At 60.7% G+C, this 22138-nt stretch carries 19 protein-coding genes; 9 read left to right on the forward strand and 10 right to left on the reverse strand.

What is annotated here, in order from left to right:
- Positions 1-161: 161 nt before the first annotated feature.
- From HX793_RS04325 to HX793_RS04335, 3 genes are read left to right on the forward strand one after another with little or no spacing between them, the layout of a single operon-like run.
- Positions 162-821, forward strand: coding sequence for a paraquat-inducible protein A (locus HX793_RS04325; protein WP_177095050.1), 660 nt, complete (start codon positions 162-164; stop codon positions 819-821).
- The gene (locus tag HX793_RS04330) at positions 808-1431 is read left to right on the forward strand and encodes a paraquat-inducible protein A (protein WP_016974935.1); all 624 of its coding nucleotides are present in this window, start codon (positions 808-810) and stop codon (positions 1429-1431) included. The genes HX793_RS04325 and HX793_RS04330 overlap by 14 nt, the downstream gene beginning before the upstream one ends.
- The gene (locus tag HX793_RS04335; RefSeq protein ID WP_177050445.1) at positions 1424-3727 is read left to right on the forward strand and encodes a PqiB family protein; all 2304 of its coding nucleotides are present in this window, start codon (positions 1424-1426) and stop codon (positions 3725-3727) included. Before HX793_RS04330 ends, HX793_RS04335 begins: the two co-directional genes overlap by 8 nt.
- 61 nt (positions 3728-3788) lie before the next feature.
- Here the strand turns inward: HX793_RS04335 and mksF are convergent, their stop codons facing one another.
- The 3 genes from mksF to mksB are packed head-to-tail and all read right to left on the reverse strand — an operon-like array spanning position 3789 to position 8600.
- Positions 3789-6629, reverse strand: coding sequence for an Mks condensin complex protein MksF (mksF, locus tag HX793_RS04340; protein ID WP_177095048.1), 2841 nt, complete (start codon positions 6627-6629; stop codon positions 3789-3791).
- Entirely contained in the window at positions 6626-7333 is a 708-nt protein-coding gene (gene mksE / locus HX793_RS04345) for an Mks condensin complex protein MksE (RefSeq protein ID WP_177050444.1), read from the reverse strand. Before mksE ends, mksF begins: the two co-directional genes overlap by 4 nt.
- Entirely contained in the window at positions 7323-8600 is a 1278-nt protein-coding gene (gene mksB / locus HX793_RS04350; protein ID WP_016974931.1) for an Mks condensin complex protein MksB, read from the reverse strand. Before mksB ends, mksE begins: the two co-directional genes overlap by 11 nt.
- Positions 8601-8787: 187 nt before the next feature.
- Here mksB and HX793_RS04355 point away from each other — a divergent pair, with 187 nt between their 5' ends.
- On the forward strand, positions 8788-9534 hold the full coding sequence (locus tag HX793_RS04355) for an energy transducer TonB (RefSeq protein WP_177095059.1): 747 nt from the start codon (positions 8788-8790) through the stop codon (positions 9532-9534).
- The gene (gene rimI, locus HX793_RS04360) at positions 9527-9979 is read left to right on the forward strand and encodes a ribosomal protein S18-alanine N-acetyltransferase (RefSeq protein ID WP_005784514.1); all 453 of its coding nucleotides are present in this window, start codon (positions 9527-9529) and stop codon (positions 9977-9979) included. Before HX793_RS04355 ends, rimI begins: the two co-directional genes overlap by 8 nt.
- A 118-nt stretch (positions 9980-10097) precedes the next feature.
- On the opposite strand, the gene HX793_RS04365 is transcribed toward rimI, so the two are convergent.
- Positions 10098-10400: a serine kinase/phosphatase gene (locus HX793_RS04365; protein ID WP_177095046.1), complete on the reverse strand. Its 303-nt coding sequence runs from the start codon at positions 10398-10400 to the stop codon at positions 10098-10100.
- Between the two features lie 154 nt (positions 10401-10554).
- Here HX793_RS04365 and can point away from each other — a divergent pair, with 154 nt between their 5' ends.
- Positions 10555-11199 carry a carbonate dehydratase gene (gene can, locus HX793_RS04370; RefSeq protein WP_003188288.1) on the forward strand — a complete coding sequence of 215 codons (645 nt, stop codon included), beginning with the start codon at positions 10555-10557 and terminating at the stop codon, positions 11197-11199.
- On the opposite strand, the gene HX793_RS04375 is transcribed toward can, so the two are convergent.
- The 5 genes from HX793_RS04375 to HX793_RS04395 form a co-directional block, all read right to left on the reverse strand.
- Positions 11196-11717 carry an SET domain-containing protein gene (locus HX793_RS04375; protein ID WP_177050440.1) on the reverse strand — a complete coding sequence of 174 codons (522 nt, stop codon included), beginning with the start codon at positions 11715-11717 and terminating at the stop codon, positions 11196-11198. The genes can and HX793_RS04375 overlap by 4 nt on opposite strands.
- A gap of 145 nt (positions 11718-11862) precedes the next feature.
- Positions 11863-13032, reverse strand: coding sequence for a hypothetical protein (locus tag HX793_RS04380; protein WP_177050438.1), 1170 nt, complete (start codon positions 13030-13032; stop codon positions 11863-11865).
- Positions 13033-13154: 122 nt separating this feature from the next.
- The gene (locus HX793_RS04385) at positions 13155-14855 is read right to left on the reverse strand and encodes an acid phosphatase (protein ID WP_177050436.1); all 1701 of its coding nucleotides are present in this window, start codon (positions 14853-14855) and stop codon (positions 13155-13157) included.
- Positions 14856-14937: 82 nt separating this feature from the next.
- On the reverse strand, positions 14938-15258 hold the full coding sequence (locus tag HX793_RS04390; protein WP_016974925.1) for a hypothetical protein: 321 nt from the start codon (positions 15256-15258) through the stop codon (positions 14938-14940).
- Between the two features lie 126 nt (positions 15259-15384).
- The gene (locus tag HX793_RS04395; RefSeq protein WP_016974924.1) at positions 15385-16803 is read right to left on the reverse strand and encodes a short-chain fatty acid transporter; all 1419 of its coding nucleotides are present in this window, start codon (positions 16801-16803) and stop codon (positions 15385-15387) included.
- A gap of 185 nt (positions 16804-16988) precedes the next feature.
- On the opposite strand from HX793_RS04395, the gene HX793_RS04400 reads away from it, so the two are divergent.
- Positions 16989-18278 (forward strand): MFS transporter, encoded by a 1290-nt coding sequence (locus HX793_RS04400; protein ID WP_177095044.1) that lies wholly within the window; start codon positions 16989-16991, stop codon positions 18276-18278.
- Positions 18279-18281: 3 nt separating this feature from the next.
- Here the strand turns inward: HX793_RS04400 and HX793_RS04405 are convergent, their stop codons facing one another.
- A complete protein-coding gene (locus HX793_RS04405; RefSeq protein WP_177058729.1) occupies positions 18282-19652 on the reverse strand; it encodes a GntT/GntP/DsdX family permease in 1371 nt (456 codons plus the stop codon).
- Between the two features lie 239 nt (positions 19653-19891).
- On the opposite strand from HX793_RS04405, the gene HX793_RS04410 reads away from it, so the two are divergent.
- Together HX793_RS04410 and HX793_RS04415 are read left to right on the forward strand one after the other, a co-directional pair.
- On the forward strand, positions 19892-20797 hold the full coding sequence (locus tag HX793_RS04410; protein ID WP_177095042.1) for a cation diffusion facilitator family transporter: 906 nt from the start codon (positions 19892-19894) through the stop codon (positions 20795-20797).
- A 109-nt stretch (positions 20798-20906) separates the two neighbouring features.
- On the forward strand, positions 20907-22127 hold the full coding sequence (locus HX793_RS04415) for a TolC family protein (protein ID WP_177095040.1): 1221 nt from the start codon (positions 20907-20909) through the stop codon (positions 22125-22127).
- Positions 22128-22138 lie beyond the last annotated feature (11 nt).

Here is a 22138-nt window from a genome sequence, read left to right on the forward strand (position 1 = left end):
AAGATTAAATTCCGAAACCCCATTTGCGAAAGCAGATGGGGTTTTGTTTTGGGCGGTCGAAAAGTTCAGCGCCGCAAATCCCCCGACAAATTTGCACAGTTATTTCTGAACCAGACCACTAGAATAGGCACCTAACCTTTTTTAGAGTCCGAGCCCTACCTATGCCCGATCCGGTTGATGCCCATGAGGTGTCGGATTTACCACTGGACGACCTGGTGGCATGCCATGAGTGCGACTTGCTGATGCGCAAACCAGTGCTCGCCCTCGGCGAAAAAGCCCAATGCCCGCGTTGCGGTTACGAGCTGTACGCTCACCGCCATAACGTCGTTGAGCGAAGCCTCGCCTTGGTGCTGGCGGCGTTGCTGTTGTACATCCCCGCGAACTTTCTTCCGATCATGCAGCTCAATCTACTTGGGCAGTCTTCTGAAGACACCGTGTGGAGCGGCGTCGTCGGCCTGTTCGATACCGGCATGCAAGGCGTGGCCGCGGTCGTCTTCCTGTGCAGCATGGGTATTCCCTTGCTCAAGCTGCTCTGCCAGTTGGCAGTGTTGCTCAGCATCCGATGGAACATCGGCCGCAGTTATGGACTGCTGTTGTACCGCATCTACCATCACATGAAAGACTGGGGGATGCTGGAGGTCTACCTGATGGGCGTGCTGGTAGCGATCGTAAAACTCGCTGACATGGCCGCCATCACGATCGGCCTGGGCCTGGTCTGCTTTGTCAGCTTATTAGTGGTTCAAGTGTTGCTTGAGGTGGTGATGTCGCCCCACCAGATCTGGCAAGCGTTGTCGGGAGAGGATGATCATGCGGGCGATTGATGCAGGCATTCTGATTTGTACGGAATGCCATGAGTTGAACAAACAGGACGTCGACAGCGACGAGCAAATCTGCACGCGTTGCGGTGCGCTGATCCATGCCCGTCGCCCAAACAGCCTCACCCGCACGTGGGCACTGTTGATCACGGCGGCCATCTTGTACATTCCCGCCAACCTGTTACCTATCATGACCATCAACGCCCTTGGCCAGGGTGATCCCAGTACGATCATGGCCGGTGTGATTCAACTGGTGCAGCACGGCATGTACCCCATTGCTGCCGTGGTGTTCATTGCCAGCATTCTGGTGCCAACGTTCAAGCTGGTTGGTATAGGTCTGCTACTGTTCTCGGTGCAGCGTCATCAACCGTTGTCCGCGCAACAACGTATTGTGATGTACCGCTTTATCGAATTCATTGGCCGCTGGTCCATGCTGGATATCTTCGTGATCGCCATTCTGGTGGCGGTTGTAAACTTTGGGCGACTTGCCAGCGTCGAGGCCAATCTCGGCGCGGCAGCGTTCGCCAGTGTGGTGATCTTGACGATGCTTGCCGCAGTAACTTTCGATCCCCGACTGATTTGGGATAACACGGAGTCGGACGACGACCATGAGTGATTTGCCTAAAGCTAAAACCCGCCCAGCGTCTAACTGGTCGGCCATTTGGGTGCTGCCCCTGATTGCCCTGATCATCGGTGGCTGGCTGGGGTGGCGTGCCTACTCCCAGCAGGGCATCGATATCCAGGTGCGCTTTGAAAGCGGTGAAGGTATCCAGGTCAACAAGACTGAAGTGGTCTACAAAGGCATGCCGGTGGGCAAGGTCAAGGCCCTGGCCCTGGATGACGAAGGCAACAATCGCGGGGTGATCGCCACCATCGAGATGAACAAGGACGTCGACCAGTACCTCAAGACCAACACGCGCTTCTGGCTGGTCAAACCGAGCGTCACCCTTGCCGGTATCACCGGCCTGGAAACCCTGGTGTCAGGCAACTACATCGCCGCGAGCCCCGGCGACGGGGAGCCCACACGCAAATTCAAGGCGCTCTCCGAAGAGCCGCCTTTGTCCGATGCCAAGCCCGGCCTGCACCTGACCGTCAAGGCTGACCGTCTTGGCTCACTCAACCGTGGCAGTCCGGTGTTCTACAAACAGATCCAGGTCGGCCAGGTCAAAAGCTACCTGCTCTCCGAAGACCAGAGCACGGTCGAGATCAAGGTCTACATCGAACCCACCTACGCCAGCCTGGTGCGTAAACACACACGTTTCTGGAACGCCAGCGGCATTAGCATCGACGCCAACCTGTCCGGTGTGAAAGTCCGTAGCGAATCGCTCTCCAGTATCGTCGCCGGCGGTATAGCCTTCGCCACGCCGGAGAATCGCAAGGACAGTCCGCCCACCGATCCGAGCCTGCCCTTCCGTTTGTATGAAGATTTCGATGCGGCCGCTGCCGGCATCAGGGTCAAGGTCAAGCTCACCGACTTCGAAGGCCTGCAGGCGGGGCGCACCCCTGTCATGTACAAAGGCATCCAGGTCGGCAGCCTGAAAACCCTGAAGATCAACCCAGACCTTTCCAGTGCCAACGCAGAACTGACGCTCGATCCCCTGGCCGAAGATTACCTGGTACAGGACACTCAATTCTGGGTCGTCAAACCTTCCATATCCTTGGCAGGTATCACCGGGCTTGAGGCCTTGGTCAAGGGTAACTACATCGCCATTCGCCCAGGCGACAAAGGCACCCCTCCACAAAGGGAGTACGTGGCCCGCGCCAAGGCACCACCGCTGGACCTGCGCTCCCCTGGCTTGCACATGGTGCTGTTCACCGATAACCTCGGCTCCCTGGATGTCGGCAGCCCGATCCTCTACAAGCAGGTCAAGGTCGGTTCGGTGCAGAGCTACCAGTTCTCGCGCAAGAACAAGCAACTGGTGATCGGCGTCCACATCGAGAAGGAATACGAAAACCTGGTCAACGGCTCGACGCGCTTCTGGAACGCCAGCGGCGTCACCCTGACCGGTGGCCTTACCGGCGGCATCCAGGTCAAGAGTGAGTCCCTGGCCAGCCTGATGGCCGGCGGCATCGCCTTCGAAACCCCGGAACCAAACGTACCGCTGAAAAAGCGCATCCCGCGTTTCCGTCTATTCGCAGACCGCGAAGCCGCCAACCAGCACGGCATCCTGGTGACCATCAAGGTCGACCGCGCCGACGGCATGCGCCCTGGTACTCCGGTACGTTTCAAAGGTCTGGACGTGGGCAAGATTGAAAGTGTCGACCTCAGTGCCGACATGCAATCGGTGCTGCTCAGCGCACGCATCACTCAGGTAGCAGACCGCATCGCACGCGTCGGCAGCCAGTTCTGGGTGGTCAAGCCTGAGCTGGGTCTGATGAAAACCTCCAACCTGGAAACCCTGGTCACTGGGCAATACATCGAAGTGCAGCCAGCGGCGAAAAATGCCGGCCCACAAAAGAGTTTTGTCGCGCTGGATCAACCCCCAGAAGCTGTGCATCAGGAAGCTGGTTTGAGTCTGACCCTCAGCGCCGCACGCCGCGGTTCGCTGAAGGAAGGCGTACCGGTCACGTATCGCGAAGTCACCGTGGGCAAAGTGACCGGCTACGAATTGGGCCAGACCGCAGACCGTGTGCTGATCCATATCCTTATCGAGCCTAAATATGCGCCACTGGTACGAGGCGGTAGCCGCTTCTGGAATACCAGTGGGTTTGGCCTCGACTTCGGTCTATTCAAAGGCGCTACTGTGCGTACTGAATCCTTGGAGACGTTGGTTGCCGGTGGCATCGCCTTCGCGACACCAGACGGCGAACGCATGGGCAACGCTGCCCGCCCACAACAAACCTTCCCGCTGTTCGACAAGTTTGAAGATGAGTGGCTGACCTGGGCGCCTAAAATCCCACTCGGCAAATAAGCGCTCACAAAAAAGGCCGCGATCCAGAAGATCGCGGCCTTTTGCATTTCAGCGAAGCAAATCAGACCTCATCCAACTCCGGCTCATCCGCCTGCACATTCATTGTCGCCTTCACCACATCGTGGCGACGGATGTACTTCCAGTCCGCCTCATCGATATAGATCCCATTCGGGCCACTGCCGCCTTCCAGGTCGATGGCCACCTGGGCCGACACCTGCGGCTTTACACTCGCCAAAATCGGCACAAAACCCAGCTGCAAACTGGTCTCCAGCAACGCCGCCTGGTTCTTCTCATCGATGTCCGCCGCCTCATCGAGGTAGTACGGCAAACGCACGCGCCCGGCCTGGTCGCGGTCCATCAAGTGCAGCAACAAGTACATGTTGGTCAGCGCCTTGATGGTCATGGTGGTGCCGTTGGACGCCGCGCCATCGATGTCGGTATGAATCACCGGCTGGCCATGCACCTTGGTGATTTCGAACGCCAGCTCGAACAAGTCCTTGAGGCCCAACTGGTTATGGTTGGCAGCCACCAGGCGCGCCAGGTATTCCTTGGCTTCTTCGTTCTTGTTGTCCTGCTCGGCGCTTTGGCTAAGGTCGAACACCGACAGTGTTTCGCCTTCTTCATACTGACCAGCACTGTGGATGATCTGGTCGATATGCTTGAGCGCTTCCTTGTTCGGCGCCAGCACGATACGGAAGCTTTGCAGGTTGGAGACCTGGCGTTTATTGATCTCGCGGTTGAACAGCGCCAGTTGGTGTTCAAGGCTGTCGTAGTCGCTGCGGATATTGCGCAGGGTCCGCGCAATATCGGTGACCGCCGCACGGCGTGCCTTGCCCAGCGTCAGGGCTTCATCGGTACGGTGCGCATAGGCGTTGATCAGCAACTGCAGGCGACGCTCAACGTCATCCTCGCTGTCGAACTTGGCCACGCCCTTGAGGCGCACCTGCGCATACAACGCTTCGATCTGGCCATCAGCGCGCAGCAATCCTTGCCAACTGTCCTGATAGTCATTGAGCAACGGCAGCAGGTTGTCCATGGAGTCATCGACCGGGTCCATGAACGGTGTACCGAACGGCAAGTCAGCCGGTAGCAACTGACGACGACGCAACGCGTCATCCAGCGTGCGCTGCTTGGCTTCCATATCGCCGATCTGACGGCCCACCAGTTGCAGCTTGGCCGACAGCTGCTGGACGCGTTCAGTGAAGGCATCACTGGAGCGTTTCAATTCATCCTGCGCCGCTTCCATCTGCGCCAGGTTTTCCAGCTTCTCGCCTTCTTCTGCGCTCAGGGTTTGTGCGCGGCGGAAGTCTTCCAGGGCTTTTTGCGCATCCAGCACCTGCTGGTACAACGCTTCGGTCTGAGTCTTGCTCGCAGCGCGGTCAGATGCGACAGCCTGCTGGGTTTTCAGTTGCTTGAGTTCTTTCTCCAGACGCTCTTTCTGGTCGCGTAATGCCGCGCGATCCGCGAGTGCCTGCAATGCTGGCGGTTCAATGTGGGAGATGTCGATGGACAGCCCCGGCACTTCAAAACGCTCGCCCTTGAAGCCATCGAGGATCTGCTCCAGGGATTTGACCCACTGGCCATCCTCGTCCAAGGTGATGCCGTGCTCGCCCAACGGCAGGCTGAACAACGAACTGTTGAACAGGCGCATCAGACGCTCGACGTCCTGCTGTGAGAATTCCTCCCGCAGCTTGGCGTAGCTGTTGTTGTCGGCATGGTCGAGTTGCTGCTTGACCGACTTCAAGCGCTTTTCCAAGTCACGCAGACGCTCGTCCAGGTCCTCGGCGCTGAACTGCCGGGACTGCGCCAAGGCACCCGCCAATTCATCGTGCGCATCCTTGGCTGCCAGCAACTGCTGCTCCAGCACTTTCACATCATCCACCAGGGCAAAGCGATGCTTGAGCACCGACAGCTCGCCCAGCCAACGCTGGATCCCGCTGATCTCACGCTCCAGGCGCATCAACTCCTGGGTGCCGCCACGCTGGTCGTTCTGCAGCGCATCCTGTTCGTTGCGGTAATGTTCGGCCTGGATGGTCAGCTCTTCCTTGCGCGCACTGGCGTAGTCCGACCAGGTGCCCAGCAACGAATCGAGCAATGGCGACAGGCGATGCAATTTGCCACGCAACACGTCGCGCAGGCGTACGCCATTGGACAGCGCCTCAACCAGCGGGCCGGCGGCAACCAGCGAGTTGTAGTCCTGCTCCATGCGTCGTACATCGCGGAAGGCTTCTTCGCACGCGGCAATGTAATCCACGCTGCCGGAGCGCAGGCTGTGTTCAAACGCATCGAGGAACAGCTGCTTGAGCTTGGCCGCGGTGATTTCGCGCATGTGCAGCAGATTGATAAACAGTGCGCGGAAGGTCTTCAGGCTCTGCTCGCTGGTGGAACGCAACGGAATCAGGGTCAGGTCCAATGGGATCGACGTGTGGCCGCCCACCAGCAAACGGCGCAGTTCATCCGGCTTGAGTTCGTAGGCTTTCAGGCCTTCGCGCTCAAGTTTGGTGAACAGTTCTTTCTGACGCAGGCAGGTGTCGTTCTTCTGGTAGTGGGCCAGGTCCAGCTTGCCCGCATAGGCAAAGAACTGGTGACCAAAACCACCGCCCGGGCCGCGCCCGACCACGCCGATCACGTGCGGGCCGTGGGGCAGGGAAACTTCCACCAGGATGTAGCTGGTGTCGGTGGCAAAGTAGAAGCGCCGCGATTGTTCCAGGGTGTACTTGCCGAAACTCATGTCCGACATGCGCGCCAGGATCGGGAACTGCAAGGCGTTGATCGAGGCGGATTTACCCAGGTTGTTCGCGCCATACACCGACAGTGGTTCTTCCAGCGGGAACAAACCCAGGCTGTAACCGGCGGTGTTCAATAGGGCGAAGCGGCGGATGCCGTAGCGTTCCTTACTCATGCGTCGGTCTCCTGTTCTTCGGCAATGGCGCGGGCCAGGGCGTCTTCTTCGCTTTCGTCTGCAAAGTCACTCAAGTCCAGCGGGTCATCGGTTTTCAGCAATTTCTCATCACTGTCTTCGTCGATGATCACCGGTGCTGGCAGCGGTAGCACGCTGTGCACGCTGGCCGCGAGATCACGGTCTTGCTGCACCGACAGGCACACATCAAGGAAACGGTGCATCGGCGGCAGGAAGCGATAGATACCGTTGTCTTCGCTGGCAAAACCCAGCTGGGTCATGCGGCGCATGATTTTTTCTTCGAGTTCTTCCTGGGTCTGCACTTCGGCCTGGATAAACAGGTCGCGGTACTTCTCCAGCAGCGACGGCAGCTCATCACGGCCGAGGCTACCACCATCCAACACGGCAATCGGGTCACGGCCCTGGTCGGCCAGGTGCTCGACGATGATGAAGGTGAACAACGCCAGACGCTGGGCGGTCTTGTTCACCTGCGCGGCGGCCACGGCGGTGTCCGGCACGAAGTAGTAGAAACCCCGCGTATCGCAGACCAGTTCAAAGCCCAGGGCCTTGAACAGCGTGCGGTACTGGTCCTGGAAGTTCGACAGTTGCGCGTACAGCTCCGGGTCGCGGCGGCTGACGTGGTAACCCTTGAACAGCTCGCGAAAGATCGGCGCCAGCAGGGACAGTTCGGATAGATCAAGATGCATGGGGTGTACTCGCAGAGTGCTCGGCGGCGTCGGATCCGGCCGGGAGCAGGGCGAAGGAGCGCAGGCTGACCTGGTGCTCGGTGGTGTGGTACTCGCGGCGTTCCAGGCGTTCGCGCTTGAAGCGTTTTTCGCGGGACAGGCGCGAGAACCAGTACAGCAATTCGTCGGTGGCGCCGTCTGGTTCCTGCTCCAGCAGCCAGGTCATCAGGTCCGGCATCGGCAGCGCGTCTTCGCAGCGTTCGAGCATCTCCTTGACCGTGCGCGGCGCGCGCTGGGCGTCGCCCTTGTGGGATTTGTGCGCCTTGGGGAATTTTGCCGGTTTCGGCTCGAAATTCGCCAGGGCGTAGACATAGGCTTCCACTTGGCTGGCACTGCCGAGGAAGGTGCTTTGCGGGCGGGTAAACATCGGCATCGCCGCTTGCGGCACCGCGTCCAGGCCCTTGCGGCGAATCGCCGACAGCGCCAGCGCCGCGCCACGGGTCACGGCGTTGTGCCGGCGCGCTTCTTCACGCAGCGGCAGCAGCAGTTCCCGCGCATGACGCAAGGTCAGTTGGGCGCTGGTCTGCATTTCGAGGATGCGCGCGTGGGTGCGCAGCAGCATGTCGTCGTCCACCAGGTGGCCGAGGCGCTGTTGCTCGGTGAGCATGCGCAGCAGCACATTTTCCACCTTGCGCACGCCTTGTTCGAAGGCGCCATCGGCGTTCACCAGTTGGATCATCGGTTCGACGTATTCGTCCCAGGTCGCCAGGACTTCGGCGTAACGCTGGCGCAACGGGATCTGCCGGTCGCTGGTCTTGGCCCGGTCGGCCACGGCGGCCAGGGCTTGTTCGTCGTTGGCGAGTTTTTTCAGCACGTCCCGCACGCGCATGTCGAGCAGGCGCAGTTGGCGGGCGAGGTCGTGGCCATCACGGATGTCGAAGGCGTCCTGGATATAACCCGCCAGGCGCTCGAGGTGGCGCAGGTAAGCTTCGATTTCCAGGCACAGGCCAAGCCGGTGCTCCTTGCGAAGATAAGCCAGGAAGTCGTGGATCTGTGCGTTGAGCTCGAAACGGTTCGGGCTCTTGGCGACAGGCACCAGGATGTCCAGGCGAATCCACACGTCCAACAGGCTGGTAATGTCCTGTGGCGTGCTGTCCAGTTGTTGGGCCGCCAATTGCGCGCGCAACTCGCCAAGGCTCAAGGTGCCTTGGTCGAAGTGTTCGCACAGTGGCTCAAGCAGGGCCCAGTGTTCGGCGAGGGCGCGCAAGACGCGCTTGGGTTCGATCATCGGAATGGCCGGCTGGTTGGCGATTAAAAGTCGCGATTGTACTGCATCGGACGCGGGATTTATCCACAGCCGGTCAGTGCGCAGTGGGCGATTGTTGCCGAACAGCGGTAGAATCCCCGCTCTTTAGTTATCCACAAGTGACCGAGCTGTGCTTATCGAGTCCCGACGTCGCGCTTACTTGACCGCCATGCAGGTGGTCAACTGGCTGCCCCGCACCGAACTGCCGTTTGCCGCGCCGTCGCGGCCCGAGCTGTTGCAGGCGCTTGAGCCCTATGAGGCGTTCGAGTCGTCCGGCGAGGAGGCGGCCGCGCCAGTGGCGGTGGTCAAGCCTGCGCCTGAAGCGCGCCCGGTCGTCGAACGGGCCAAGGTCGAAGTGCCGCGCCCGTCGCCGGTGACCAAAGCGGCCAAAGTCGTGGAAGAGGCCGCCCCGGTGGTCAAGGCCCCGGTGGTGCCGCCACCGCGTTTCGCCCTGCAGTTACTGCGGGCCGGGCGCTGCCTGCTGCTGGTCGAGTTGCCGACCGGCGAACGCTTCCAGACCCGCGACCCCGCCTACATGCTGCTCAAGGACATGCTGCGCGCTGCCGGCCTGCCCGACAGCCCGCAAATCGTCGGCGACCCGGTGCGCTGGCCGCTGTTGGTGCGCGGCAACATGGACCAGGGCCCGGAAGCGGCCCGGGATTTTGTGCAAGGTTTTGTGTCTGCGCGCCTGGAAGACGAACCCTGCGTGTGCCTGTGGCTGATCGGCCTGCCTGCGGTGCGCTTTGCCGGCGAAGCCAATGCCGAAGCCTGGTACCGCGAACTGCAGGTCGAAGGCCTGGGTTCGGTATGGGCCCTGCCGGGCCTGGAATTATTAATGGAAGAGCCACAGCGTAAGGCTGATGTCTGGCAAGCCATGCGCCGGCTGATGGCGCGCTGGAAAAAAACCGATGAGTGAGGCTTTATCCTTTCGCCCGATGACCGAGGCTGACCTCGACGCCGTGCTGAAAATCGAATACGCGGCGTTCAGCCACCCCTGGACCCGCGGGATCTTTCTCGACGGGCTGGGCAAATACCAGATCTGGCTGATGTTCGAAGGTGAACAGCAGGTGGGGCACGGCGTGGTGCAGATCATCCTCGACGAGGCTCACCTGCTGAATATCACCGTGAAGCCGGAAAACCAAGGCCGCGGCCTTGGCCTGGCGCTGCTGGAGCACCTGATGTCCCGCGCCTACGCCGCCAGTGCGCGTGAATGCTTCCTGGAAGTGCGCGACAGCAATACCGGCGCGTTTCGCCTGTATGAGCGTTATGGCTTCAACGAAATCGGCCGTCGGCGGGATTATTACCCCGCCGTAGGTGGCCGCGAAGATGCGGTCGTCATGGCCTGCACGCTAGTGGATTAAGCGATGATCCCCTGTGGGAGCGGGCTTGCTCGCGAATTCGGTGGTTCAGTTGACACAACTTTGACTGACCCAGCGCATTCGCGAGCAAGCCCGCTCCCACATTTTAGACGGCGGTGTGTCAGCGGTTTCCGTCTACCGGGTCAATATCGGCCAATTCAGCCTCATCCAGACCATTCCCGCCGCCAATCTCGTCCTCATCCACGATACTCAGGTCGTAATCCGCCGGATTGTCCTCGCCTTCCTCCCTGGCATCCCGCGCGCCATCCTCAGGGATCAGTGTTTCCGGGGTTAAATCATCACCGCTCTGCGCCGAGGGCTCATCCTGGTCAAAATCCAGCTCGCGCATCGAGCCCATGCGATCCTCGTTGTCATCAACGGGTTCAGGCTGCGTAGCGCCGTAGGGACGTCGTGATTCAGTCATGGCCAATCCTCATACTGTGGGGCTTATAGTGTGTGGACAGGCTGCGCGGCCCAAAGATTCAAGCTAATTCACGCTTGTTATTCACCGGCAGGGCGTGACCTGGACGTGGGGTTGTCAGTCACAAAACTGCGCATCATTCCTGAGGCTTTCCCTGATGAACGAACTACAAGACCTGCTTGATAACAATGAACGCTGGGCGGACGCGATCAAACAGGAAGATCCCGAATTCTTCGCCAAGCTCGCCCGCCAGCAAACCCCGGAATACCTGTGGATCGGCTGCTCCGACGCCCGCGTGCCGGCCAACGAGATCGTCGGCATGCTGCCGGGTGACCTGTTCGTGCACCGCAACGTGGCCAACGTGGTGCTGCACACCGACCTCAATTGCCTGTCGGTGATCCAGTACGCAGTGGACGTGCTCAAGGTCAAGCATATCCTCGTCACCGGCCACTATGGCTGCGGCGGCGTGCGCGCCTCGATGCAGGACCGCCAATTCGGCCTGATCGACGGCTGGCTGCGCACCATTCGCGACCTTTACTACGAAAACCGTGACGTGCTGGCCCAGTTGCCGACCGAAGAAGAGCGCGTCGACCGTATGTGCGAGCTGAACGTGATCCAGCAAGTGGCCAACGTCGGCCACACCAGCATTGTGCAAAACGCCTGGCACCGTGGGCAGAGCCTGTCGATCCATGGTTGCATCTACGGCATCAAGGATGGGCGCTGGAAGAGCTTGAACACCACCATCAGTGGCTTCGAGCAATTGCCGCCGCAGTACCGCCTGCGTCCGTTGGGTGAAGCCTAAGGTCGTTTGCGTTCACGCCACTGGGCCATGAATGCCTGGCCCTCGGCGTTCAGCAGCTCGTCGTGACCGGTAATCCAGCCTCGGCAGTTCAGCTCGCCGCATTGGCATGCGAACTGCCGGACCAGCACGTCTTCGGTCATGGCGTAATCCATGCTCAGCAGCTCGCCTGGGTGGATTTCACACAGGGCCCAGACCTCCAGATAGTGCAGGTCGAGAAACACATTCGGTTTGCATGAATGTGAAAACAGGCCACTGAACCAACAGTCGTAGAGGTGGGTACGCGACGATAGCTGTAACGTGTGCAGGCGTCGCTCGCTCAGGGCGTAGCCGGAGACTTTGGCGATGCATACACGGCTGTCAAAGGCCGTGCGTGCCCTGATTCCGACTCCCACACCTTCAATGTTCAGCACCACTTCGAATTTCTCGCTCGAAGGGTAGCCTTGTCCGAGCGTGGGCTTGAACGGGTAGAGACAGTCGCTCACAGCAGTTTCAGCCTTATCCTTGGCCTGAGTTTTCATGACGCTCCTGGTTTAGGCTGCATCGACCTGCCGGTGGTGTCTGACTGCCAGTCTTGCAGCTGATGGGTGCCGCTCAAGACTCGCGGAAGAGGGAGCCGATTTCTACTGTCAATGTTGACAGTAGAAATCGGTTTTTTTGTGCGAATTACAGCGCCGGGGCTGCAATGGCTGGGGTGGGGGCGGCACTCTTGAGTTGTTTCAACTGCGTCTTGATGGCGGGCGTGGCGCATTTCGCGTTTGCATCCTCCGGGGACAAGTTGCGCACCGAGGTGTAGAACAACTCACAGGTCTGCTCTTTGCGTGTGACTTGCCACGTATTCATGCACGCCTTGAGCAACACGTTCGGATCACTTGCGGGTTTCTGACCCATTCCGGCCTGCCAACAGGCGGCGCTCAGATCCTGGCCCATTACCTTCAAGCCGGCTTCGTCGGCTTTCTGTTCGTTGCCGTCATAGGTGTCGGGGCTCGCGGCATACCAGATGTAACTCGGGTGGTTGGCGCCCAGCACTGACACGCTCTTGCCTGTCGTCGGGCTGATCTGCGCCAGGCCCAGTACTCCCACGGTCTGGCCGTATTGCTGTTTGATCCAGTTTCGCACCGGTGCGCCAAACGCCACCATCGGCAATGCGCCTTTGGCGGGCAGGCTCAGTTCCTGGACCATGCGTGTCTGGTAGTCGGTGAAGTAGCTGTAGACGGTTTCCAGGTCCTTGCCCGCGTTGGAGGGCGCGGCGATGGGGGCGATATCGATGATGGTCTGGTAAGCCGGCGTTTCAGTGGCCGGGATGCCATTGTCCGTGAGCAGGGTGGCCCAGCGGTCGGTGGTGGCCGACTCCAGATAGTCCTGAGCCTGGGTCAGCGAGTAATCCGGCGGGAAGTGCAGCAGTTCGATGCTCTTGCGGTTTTCCAGGGCCATGCCTAATGGCAGGAACAAGTACCAGTTGTAGGCCCACTTGCCGTCAGTGTTGAGTTTGTTGGCGCCTTGGTAGGCCAGGTCGGCGGTATTGAGCAACGTGGTCAGGGGTTGACCGTAACTGTCAGGCACACCGCTGAAGGTCGCTGAGACCTGCCCGTCATGGGTCTTGACGCTGACTTTTGCGCGGCTGTAGCCGTCCCGTTGCAGGCTCTGGTTCAAATAATGTTCAGCCGTCTGCTCCAGCGTCCATGGCCGAAAGCAGATCACATTGCAATTGTTGGGGAAGGCGAACAGTTGGGTCACGCGTTGCGTACTCCCCAATGGCACCTCGATGTCGGCCTGTACGACCGCACTCGCCATCAGTGCGGCCAGGGTGAAGGACAACCTGGTCGGTTTAAACATTGTTGGTTCCTTGTCAGCGAAAGCCCGTCTGCGCGGGGTGAAAGCCCACCTCCACACAGTAGCGGTTGACCAGGAAAACCGCGTGCTAAATCGCCAGGTGTGTCGCTATTGGATAAGAAAACCTACAGGCTGAACTGCAACGCGTTGCTCAAGTCGCCCATGGGTTTCTGGCCACGGGCGGTCATCGCGTCATCCCGTTGCTTGAGGCCGTCCAAGGTCTCCAGTTGGAATACGCGGGTGATCAAGCGCAGGATCGACGCCGTGTCGTACACCGTATGGTCTACCGTGCCTTTGCGCGCGAATGGCGACACCACAATCGCCGGAATCCGCGTACCAGGGCCCCAGCGGTCGCCCTTGGGCGGTGCCACGTGGTCCCACCAACCACCGTTTTCATCGACGGTGACCACCACCACCATGTTTTTCCACTGTGGGCTCTCTTGCAGCACCTTCAAGGCACGGGCGATATGGCGGTCGCCCGAGGCCACGTCGGCGTAGCCAGCATGCATATTCAGGTTGCCCTGAGGCTTGTAGAAGGTCACAGCGGGCAGTTTGCCGGCTTGGGCGTCGGCGAAGAACGTATTGGTGCTGGACTCATCACCCAAACCGCCATCGCGCAGGCGCTTGTCACGCTCCACACGATTCTGCGGACCCTGCTGCTTGAAGTAGTTGAATGGTTGGTGGTGATACTGGAAGTTCGGGATCTTCGGGATACCGCCCGAATCCTTGAACTGGTCCAGGGTGGCTTGCCACGCACCGGCATACCAGGCCCAGTCGATATTCTTTTTCGACAGCTTGTCGCCAATGTGTTCGTGGGTTTGCGGCACCAGCACATTGGGCAGGTCGGGTTTGGAGTAATCCGGGTTTTCCGGATCGCGGATCCAGGTCGGCCAGTAGGGCGGGGCCAGGGTGTTCACGCCGTAACCGTCGGGGGTCAACGCGCTGGGGCCGAACTGAGGCGGGCCGGTCATGGCGCTGGCCGGGGACTTGTCCAGCGGCTTGAGGCGCGGGTCGGTGGGGTCATCGCTTTGCAGCGTGGCGATCTGCGCCTTGGCCACCGATTGCGCGGCATTCGGATAAAACGGCGCGGTGGCGCTGATCAGGTACTGGTGGTTGAGGAACGAGCCACCAAACGCACCCTGGAAGAAGTTGTCGCAGAGTACAAACTCCTTGGCCACGTCCCACAGGCGCAGGGAATAACGGCTCTGGGCGTAATGGCCCATCACCAGGCCACCCGAGTCGGCCCAGGCGACAAAGTTGTCGTTCTTGCCGCCGTTGATCTGCATCTGGTTCTGATAGAACACGTGCCACAAGTCGCGGGTGACCAGGCTCAGGGGCAGGTCTTCGGCGTTCGGGCCCTTGAGCGCGAAGGGCGCGTTGGGCAGGTTTTCCTGGAATTGCATTTCGCTGGGGTAGGTCACCCCGTCGACCGTTTGCGGGCCGACTTGCAGCACGCCACCCCAGGCCGGTGGCAGAGTGGTCAGCAGGCTTCCGTCGCGGTCGCGTTGTTGGGTATCGGCGGCGGACAGCGCCGACAGCGGCTTCTCCACGCCAGGGAAATCTGCAAACAGGTTATTGAAGCTGCGGTTCTCGGCATAGATCACCACCACGGTTTTCACCTGGTCGTGGAGTGCCTTGTCCAACTCTTGCGACGTGAGCGGACGTGCCACCGGTTTGCCCGGCGCTTCGCTGGTGTTGCCGCAGGCACTTAACGTCGCGCCGACCCCCAACACCGCCGCGCCTCCCAGGAAACGCCGGCGGCTGGTGTCGACCGGTGGTTGAGCGGCGGAATCGGGGGCAGGGCGGTCTTCGTGCTCGTCACTCATTGCGGGGGAGTCCTTGGCGAGATGTTGCAAGATATTTCGCAGGACGGTAGCAATGCAATGTGACGGAACGAAGACAGAGCTTTCACAGCAGGCGCAGTGCCAGTTGGCTGCCCGCGCGCAAGTATTCCACCTGGGCCGTCACCGCATCCTTGACGATGGCCTCGCCGGTGTCGGTCAGCTTGGCCTTCTTTGCATCGATGACACTGGTCTGCAACAGCTGCATCGCCACGTCGATCGATTTCTGGAACGCGGTGATGTTGTTATGCAGGCCGAACTCCTTGATCACGGCGGCCATGCGGCGGTCGGCATCGTCGCGCAATGCTCGGTATTCAGGGACCGAAACGTTTTCGTCCTTGTAGATATCAGTGATCAGTTCTTCCAGTGATTTGGAGAGAGGCGTCATCGGATTTTCCTTGGTTTCAGGTGAGGAGGAAGCCGAGACAGGTTAATCAAAGGCGTTGGCGGGAGGAGTCAGGGGTTGTCGTCGTCTTGAGTAGGACAACCCCACGCGATTAATCGGAAGATGCGGTCAAGGCATGACCGGCGGCAAATACTTCAACGTCGTCCCCAACGCCCACAGCAAGAACAGCACCAGCGGTGTGTGCACCAGCAACTGCACGAACGAAAACCCGATCAAATCCCGTGCCTTCAACCCCAACACGCCCAGCAACGGCAGCATATAGAACGGGTTGATCAGGTTCGGCAGCGCCTCGGCGGCGTTGTAGATCTGCACCGCCCAGCCCAGGTGGTATTGCAAGTCATTGGCGACTTGCATCACGTAGGGCGCTTCGATAATCCACTTGCCGCCGCCAGACGGAATGAAGAAACCGAGCACCGCCGAGTACACGCCCATCAACAGCGCGTAGGTATCGTGGGAGGCGATGGACGTGAAGAAGGTCGAGATGTGGTGTGCCAGAGTCTGGCCGTCACCGCCTTTCACGACGGTCATCAGCGCGGCAATCGAACCGTACAGCGGGAATTGGATCAGCACGCCGGTGGTGGTCGGCACTGCACGGGCCACCGCATCGAGGAAGCTGCGCGGGCGCCAGTGCAGCAGGGCGCCGGTCATGATGAACAGGAAGTTGTAGGTGTTCAGCCCCGAGATCGCGCTGATCGCCGGCTTGGTCGAAAACTCATGGAACAGCCAACCCGCCGCCAGCAACGCCAGCAGGATAGTCAGCAACGGGCTGTGTTCCAGCCATTCACCGGGTCGGGTCGGTGCTTGAATCTTAGGCAGGTTGAACGCCGGGTCGACGCCACAGGCCTTGGCATCACGCGCGCTGTTCGGGCCAGGGGCGGTAGCGTAGGCGATGATCAGCGAGACCACGATCAACGCCAGCAGCAACACGCCGGATTGCCACAGGAAAATGGTATCGGTGAACGGAATCACGCCGGTGATCGACAGAATCGATGGCGGCAGGCTGGCCGGGTTGGCCTGCAACTGCGCGGCGGACGACGACAACCCCAGCGCCCATACGGCGCCCAGCCCCAGATACGCCGCCGCACCGGCCGCGCGGTAATCCATCTTCAAATCCGTACGACGCGCCAGCGCCCGTACCAGCAAGCCGCCGAATACCAGGGACAGGCCCCAGTTCAGCAAGGAGGCGACCATCGAGATCAACGCCACCCAGGCCACGGCCGAGCGGCCGTTCTTCGGGATACGCGCCAGGCGGTCGATCAGTTTCACCGCCGGTGGCGAACTCGCCACCACATAACCGCCGATCACCACAAAGGCCATCTGCATGGTGAAGGGAATCAGGCTCCAGAACCCGTCACCGAACGCTTTGGCGGCTTCGGTTGGCGCGGCGCCCATGCCCAGGGTCGCCACGGCGACGATGATCACGGCGAGTGCCGCAAACACCCAGGAGTCGGGAAACCAGCGTTCGGCGAAGTTGGAGCAACGCAGGGCAAATCGGGCATAGCGGCTTTCTTCGATAGCGTCGGCCACGAGTCTTTCCTCTTATAGTTATTAGGGTGCAGGCAATTTTCCGGCATGTTCCGCTACGGCCATTGATATGGGAATGCAGTTATCTTCATCGATCCATGAGGAAAACAAATATATCTGCCGCGATTGCCATCATTGGGCTCAGCTCATAACCTGCACGCCATTTTGTTTGTCTGCCGAGCCTCTACATGACTGCCACCTTTCCTACACAGGCGCAGCGTTTTTCCCGCTCCGACTACAAAACCCTGGGCCTGGCCGCCCTGGGCGGTGCCCTGGAAATCTACGACTTCATCATCTTCGTGTTTTTCGCGCTGACCCTGAGCCAACTGTTCTTCCCGCCGGAAATGCCCGAGTGGCTGCGCCTGCTGCAAAGTTTCGGCATTTTCGTCACCGGCTACCTGGCGCGCCCGCTGGGCGGCATCCTGATGGCGCACTTCGCCGATCACCTTGGACGCAAGCGCGTGTTCAGCCTGAGCATCCTGATGATGGCGTTGCCCTGCCTGCTGATCGGCATCATGCCGACCTATGCGCAAATCGGTTATTTCGCACCGCTGATCCTGCTGGCGTTGCGCGTGCTGCAAGGCGCGGCGGTGGGTGGTGAAGTGCCGAGTGCCTGGACCTTCGTCGCCGAACACGCGCCGCCCCACCATCGCGGTTACGCCCTGGGCTTCCTGCAAGCCGGCCTGACCTTCGGCTACCTGCTCGGTGCGCTGACGGCGACCCTGCTGGCGCAAGTCTTCACCCCGGCCGAAATCCTCGACTACGCCTGGCGCTTTCCCTTCCTGCTCGGCGGCGTATTTGGCGTGATCGGCGTGTGGCTGCGCCGCTGGCTCAGCGAAACCCCGGTGTTCCTCGAAATGCAGGCGCGCCGCCAGGCCGCCGCCGAACTGCCATTGCGCACCGTGTTGCGCGACCACCGCGCCGTGCTGCTGCCGGCAATGATCCTCACCTGCGTGCTCACCTCCGCCGTGGTGGTGCTGGTGGTCATCACCCCGACCATGATGCAGAAAACCTTCGGCATGAGCCCTAGCCACACGTTCGCCTTGAGCGCCTTGGGCATCGTGTTCCTCAATATCGGTTGTGTGCTGGCGGGCTTGCTGGTCGACCGTATCGGCGCCTGGCGCGCGGTGCTGGTCTACAGCCTGTTGCTGCCGGTGGGGATTGCGGTCCTGTACGCCAGCCTGATCAGCGGGGGGATCTGGCTGGGCGCGGCGTACGCCGTGGCGGGCCTGAGTTGTGGCGTGGTGGGCGCGGTGCCGTCGGTGATGGTCGGCCTGTTTCCAGCGCAGGTGCGGGTGTCGGGGATTTCCTTTACCTACAACATTGCCTACGCGCTGTGGGCGAGTACCACACCGTTGTTGCTGATTGCGCTGATGCCGACCAGCCCGTGGATTTGCGTGGGGTATTGCGTGGTAATGGGGGCGGTGGGAGTAGTGAGTGTGGCGCTGTTCGGCAAGCGCCACACCTTGGCTGCCTAGACGTTAAGTCAAAAAGTGCCAGAGCAGCAGCGTACCGATCAAGCCGACGACTGAAACAATGGTCTGCAACACCGACCACACCCAGATCGTCTGCTTCAACTGCAAGCCGAAGTATTCACGCACCATCCAGAACCCGGCGTCGTTGACGTGGCAGAAGAATACCGAGCCGGCGCCGATCGCCAGGGCTACCAGTGAACTTTGCGTCGCCGCCAGCCCGGCCATCATCGGCGCGAGGATGCCTGCGGTCGTCGTGGTAGCGACCGTGGCCGAGCCGGTGGCTTGGCGCAGCGCAACCGCAATCAACCACGCGAGCAACAGATACGGCATGTGCGCGCCTTCGGCGACCTTGCTGATGGTCTGGCTCACGCCTGCGTCCAACAGCGTTTGCTTGAGGCCACCCCCCGCGCCAATGGTCAGCAGCAACACGGCGATGGGCGCGAGCGCCTTGCGCAGGGTGTTGCCGACCTCGGCGCGCGGCATGCCGGCGGCCCAGCCCAGGCAGATCACGGCGGCGATCACGGCCAGGCCGAGGGCGATCAGCGGTTCGCCGAGGAATTTCAGGGTCAGGCCAACAGTGCTTTCAGCCGGCAGCGCGACCTTGGCCAAGGTGCTGCCCAACATCAGAATCACCGGCAACAGAATAATCAGCAACGACACCGCAAAGCTCGGTTGGCGCGGTGCCTTGGGCGGTGCGCTGAACAGTGCGCCGATGTCCGCCGGTTCATCCACGTGCAGGCGCTTGGACAGCCAGTTGCCGTAGATCGGGCCCGCCAGGATCACTGCCGGTACCGCGATGCAGAAGCCAAGCAACATGGTCAGGCCCAGGTCGGCGTGCAGCGCGCCTACCGCAATCAGTGGCCCCGGGTGCGGTGGCATCAGGGCGTGCAACGTGGTCATACCCGCGAGCGCCGGGATAGCGATTTTCAGCAATGGCTGGTTCGAACGCTTGGCCATCACAAAGATGATCGGCACCATCATTACCAGGCCCACTTCAAAGAACAGCGGCAAGCCGATCACCATGGCCACCAGCGCCATCACCCAGGGCAATGACTTGCCCTTGCCCAACCCGAGCAGGGTGGTGGCGATGCGGTCGGCTGCACCGGATTCCGCCATCAGCGCGCCGAGCATCGAGCCCAGGGCGATGATGATCCCGGCTTCACCGAGGATCGCCCCGGCGCCTTTGCTGAACGCCTTGGCCACTTCTTCCGGCGGCAGCCCGGCGCCGACACCGGCGATAAACGTGCCGATCAGGATCGACAGGAACGGCGGTAATTTGGTCGCACTGATCAACACGATGATGCTGGCGATGGCCAGTAATACACAGAACATAAGGCGGGTGTCGTGAACCATCCACGCGGCAGTCGATAACTCCAAAACGGGACTCCTTATCGAACAGGTTGGGGAAATTGTTTCTTTTTGTTTCCTGTTCGAAAAGCATACCTGATAGAACCGTTGTAGAGCGCTGGTGTGCGATTTTGGTGCGCCAAACAATAACGGTGGACTGGCGTGCAGATGACAACTTTGCAACGCATGCAGGTGTATTTACTTTAAAGCTCTATCTTTGTAGGAGTCGGCAAGTCGGCTTCTACAACCGCCCATCACGAGGACATTTCATGAGCGCAGGACACAACCACGCCCAAGTACGCGCCGGTCACGAACGCAAGCTATGGATCGCCTTGGGCCTGACCGGTAGCTTCATGATTGCCGAAGTGGTCGGTGCCTTCGTCACCGGCAGCCTGGCGCTGTTATCCGATGCCGCGCATATGATGACCGACGCCCTGGCCCTGGCGATTTCCCTGGTGGCTATCCAGATTGCCAAGCGCCCGGCCGACCGCAAGCGCACCTTCGGCTACGCGCGGTTCGAGATCCTGGCCGCGGCGTTCAATGCGTTGCTGTTGTTCGCCGTGGCGTTCTACATCCTGTATGAGGCGTACCAACGGTTACAGGCGCCCGCTGAAATCCAGTCCGCCGGCATGTTGGTGATTGCGGTGCTGGGGCTGATCGTCAACCTGATCTCCATGCGCCTGCTCAGCGCGGCCAGCGGCGAGAGCCTCAACGTCAAGGGCGCTTACCTGGAAGTGTGGAGTGACATGCTCGGTTCCATCGGCGTGATCATCGCGGCGGTGTTGATCATGTTCACCGGCTGGGGCTGGGTTGACTCCCTGGTGGCGGCAGCCATCGGTTTCTGGGTGTTGCCACGCACCTGGACGCTGCTCAAGGAAAGCATGAACGTGCTGCTGCAAGGCGTGCCGGACGGCGTTGATATCGATCAGGTTGAGCAGGGCATTCGCAGCGTGCCAGGAGTCAAGGACGTGCATGATTTGCACATCTGGGCCCTGACCAGCGGCAAACATGTACTGAGTACTCACTTAGTCGCTGATTCGGCCCACGGGTCCGAGCAACAGATCCTTAGCCGTGTGACGGCATTACTGCATGAACAATTCGATATTTCCCACGCCACTATTCAGGTTGAGGGGGAGGGCTTCCAACATGACGAGCATGACGAAGTGCATGCCTGATCCTGGCTAACGGATTTGTAATATTCCGCCCACCGCCCTGATAAGTACCGAACGCTACATTGCCCCCGCTGGGACACCTCAGCGACTTCATGGGCGTGGAACTTTCGTTATGGCACTTTCGGTTAGAACACTGTTGGGGGCGGCGGCATTGTGGGCGGCCGCAAGCGTTGCCCAGGCACAGACCCTCACCCTCGACACGGCCCTGCAAACCGCCTTCGCCAACAACCCGGACCTGGCGGCTGCACAATGGGACATTGACATTGCCCAGGGCGGTCGTCAGCAAGCGGGGTTGATCCCCAACCCGGTGGCCTCGTGGGATGTGGAGGACACCCGTCGCGACTCTCGCACCACTAGCATCAAGATCAGCCAGGCGCTGGAACTGGGCGGCAAACGGGGGGCGCGCATTGACGTCGCCACGCGAGCCCAGGACGCCGCCGCGCTGAATCTGGAACAGCGCCGCAACACCCTGCGCGCCGAAGTCATCGAAAACTACTACGGTGCCCTTCGCGCCCAAGAGCGCCTGGAGTTGGCGCAGCGATCGATGAGCGTGGCTGAGCGCGGACTGGCCGTCGCGGACGGTCGTGTCACGGCAGGCAAAGCCTCGCCGGTGGAAGCCACTCGTGCGCAGGTGCAACTGTCGGAGACTCGGCTGGAGTTGAACCGCGCGCAGATCGGCCTGACCGACGCCTATCGTCGGCTCGCCGCCAGCACGGGCAGCGCCACTGCTGATTTCCAGGCTGTCGCTGCGCAAACCCAATTCACACCGTCCTTGCCGACCGCCACCCAACTGCTGACGCGCCTGGAGCAGACCGCCGAGTTGCGCCTGGCCGAACTGAACATCCTGCAAAACGAAGCCAGTGTTGTCCTGGAAAAAGCCCAGCGCATTCCTGACCTCGACGTGTCCATCGGCAGCCAGTACGACGCCAGCGTGCGCGAGCGGGTGAACCTGGTGGGCGTGTCGATGCCGATCCCGTTGTTCAACCGCAACCAAGGCAACGTACTTGCTGCCAGCCGCCGCGCCGACCAGGCCCGCGACCTGCGCAACGCCGCCGAACTGCGCTTGCGCACTGAAACCCGTCAGGCCCTCGACCTGTGGCAGTCCGCGAATACTGAGGTGCGCGCGTTCAACCAGCAGATCCTGCCGGCCGCGCAAAGCGCGGTGGACAGCGCCACCCGTGGCTTCGAGATGGGCAAGTTCAGTTTCCTCGATGTGCTGGATGCCCAGCGCACCCTGATCGCGGCGCGCACGCAGTACCTCACCGCCACCGCCCAGGCCACTGACGCCTGGGTGCGCATCGAACGGATTTACGGCGACCTCGCCCGCTTTTGATTTCCTTTGGA

This window comes from Pseudomonas reactans (genome assembly GCF_013387025.1).
GTDB lineage: Bacteria > Pseudomonadota > Gammaproteobacteria > Pseudomonadales > Pseudomonadaceae > Aquipseudomonas > Aquipseudomonas reactans.